The organism is Gemmatimonas sp. (genome assembly GCF_044376735.1).
In the GTDB taxonomy this organism is placed as follows: Bacteria; Gemmatimonadota; Gemmatimonadetes; order Gemmatimonadales; family Gemmatimonadaceae; genus Gemmatimonas.
Genome location: NZ_JBILKJ010000283.1, coordinates 1 through 2603 on the forward strand (window position 1 = coordinate 1; position 2603 = coordinate 2603).

At 66.4% G+C, this 2603-nt stretch carries 1 protein-coding gene and 1 pseudogene; both read right to left on the reverse strand.

Annotated elements, in window-relative coordinates:
* Positions 1–424: serine/threonine-protein kinase (locus tag ACIRA7_RS16680; RefSeq protein WP_396221957.1), on the reverse strand; the 424-nt coding region annotated here is incomplete at its 3' end.
* Positions 421–2603, reverse strand: a pseudogene (locus ACIRA7_RS16685) (hypothetical protein); the annotation flags it as partial. The gene ACIRA7_RS16680 and the pseudogene ACIRA7_RS16685, both read right to left, overlap by 4 nt.

The window sequence follows — 2603 nt, forward strand, 5'->3', positions numbered from 1 at the left end:
GCTTGATGTCGCGGTGAATCACACCCTGCTTGTGCGCGTGGTCGAGTGCGGCGGCCACCTCGCGGGCAATGCGCAGCGCGTCGGCGATGGGGAGTTGCTTCTCGCGCTCGAGGCGCGCGCGGAGCGTCTCGCCGCGCACGTACGGCATCACGTAGTACAGCAAGCCGTCGGCCGCGCCCGAATCCAGCAGCGGCAGAATGTGCGGATGCTGCAGCTTGGCGGTGGTCTTGATCTCGGCGAGAAACCGCTCGGCGCCGAGCGCGGCGCCGAGGTCGGGGTGCAGCACCTTGATGGCGACCTCGCGTTCATGGCGCAGGTCGTGCGCGAGGTAGACCGTGGCCATACCGCCGGCGCCGAGCTCGCGCTCGACGCGGTAGCGGTCGGACAGGGCGGTGGCGAGGCGTTCCCCGACGGTCGCGGTCACCGCCGACCGCCAGCCGGCAATCGGCGCTGCCAATTCGTGACCACGAGTAACGGCGACGCCACGTCGCCGCTCATGCTGACGACGAGTTCCTGCCCGTTGGGAGCCACATCCAGTGCGAGGTCGCCCACCGTCTTGAGGGCATCAATCGAAGACTCGGTGATGACGGTCCGTCGAGCACCTGGCTTCCCACCATCAGCGATCACGATGGCATCGACGCGATGGCCCGCGATGAACAGCAGTTCGCTGTTGCCGCGCCACACCGGTCCCGCGCCACCGCCACTCGTAACGCGGAGCGGTGCGCCAGGGCCGGGAAACGGTCGTACGAAGATATCGGTCTCCCCTTCCTTGGTTGCCGCGTAGGCGACGTATCGCCCGTTCGGTGAGACCCGCATACCGAACACGTCGGCGTCGTCCTCGAACAGTTTCCTGGTCGTTCCGCTGGTCACATCCACCACCATCGCATCGCTCGGCGGATTGCCGTTGCCACCCGACGCTTCCACGAGAATGTACCGCCCGTCCCGCGTCCAGTCCGTGGGTTCGAGCCGACGCGAGCGATCGGGGAGACCAGCCACCGATCGCAGTCGTCCGGTGCGCACATCCACGATGACCACCGAGTCAGTGGGAAATCCGGCTCGGCCAACGGCGAAGAGCGTGTCGCCCGGTCCCCACACCGGGTTCAGCGACGTCCGCGGCTCGACGCTGGGTGGTACCAGATCGGTCCACCCGCGAACACGCGGATCCCAGCGCGTCACACGAAAGCCGCCGTGGGTGATCGCGCCGTTGTCGCTCACGCGAAACAGTCCGAAGGTACCGGTCGCCGGCAACGTGTCGCGGATTCGACCATCGCCCGAAAAGCGCGCAAATCGGAGCGTGGGGGTTTCGAATCCGAGCAGACGCGGCCTGACCCGCACGAGCATGGTGCCATCGTCGGCTACCGAGATCGGCGACCTGCCAGCGTTGTTGAGCACATCTCGAAGGACCGGCACCGGCTCGCCAACCATCTTCCGGGTGTTGACGTCGACCCGCTGCGCGAACACGGTGCTGACGTCTGCGCCCGGTTGACTGAACAACAGGTAGTCATCGGTGGCGGGAACGGTGCGACGGAGGCTCGTGGTGAGCAGAAGGGTGAGCGCCGAATCACCAACGCGCCCGAGTTGCACGAAATTCGAATTCGTCAGGATGAAGTGTTCACCATCTCCGAGAAACCGGACCTCGGCCCCCAATGCCGAATCCCCACGCATCTGGAGTCCAAGCGCCGAACAGTTCTGGCCGCGTCCGGTCGTGCGGAAGACGCGCCCGTCAAACTCCGGCACGTAGAGAATGACGTCGTTTGCCCCCCATGTGCCCCGGTTTCCGGAGATGGGCGACGGGCAGAGAGTCGTCACGGCCCCCGACTTGAGATCGACCGTCTTGAGCTTGCGGTCGGCAAAGAAGCCGACATGCGCGCCATCGGGTGACCAGAACGGCGATCGTGCCCCAGCGGTGTTCGGCAGATAGCGACTGCCGATCGAGTCGAGCGCGCGGATGATCAGGCCGTTCCAGTTCTCCGTGCGGCCGACAATCGCGGCGACGCGTGCATCGGGGCCGATAGCAATGCTGTTACTGGCATCGGACCACGTTTCACCGGCCAAAGGCACCAACGACGTCACCATCGAGGCTGGTGATGCTGCAGCGCTGCTCGGCCCGCGCGCGTACAGCGTCCAACCGATCGCCAGTCCGGTAGCCATCGAGAGCAACATGGCAATCGGCAGCACCCGATTCCGCTGCATTCGCCGTGGCGCCTCCACGCCCGGCGACGACTCCCGACTATCGGTGACCGTGAGTTGCGCCGCATACGCCGACGCACTGCTGAACCGATCAGCCGGCAGTTTGGCTAACGCCTGCAAGACCGTTGCGTCGGTGCCGACCGAGAGGGTGTCTCGCAGCGTGCGCAGCGGCACGGGGCGCTCGCTCAGGACCTTCGCGACAATCGCCTGCACGCTGGCACCGGTGAACGGCGGTTCGCCGGTGAGCATCTCGTACGTGACCGCACCGAGTGCGTAGATGTCGCTGCGGGCATCGATGGCGCGCTCGCCCATCGCCTGCTCGGGGCTCATGTACTGCGGCGTGCCGAGGCTGAGCCCCGTTTGCGTCATGCGCTGCCCGCCGGCCTGCTGTACGGCGAGGGCAATGCCGAAGT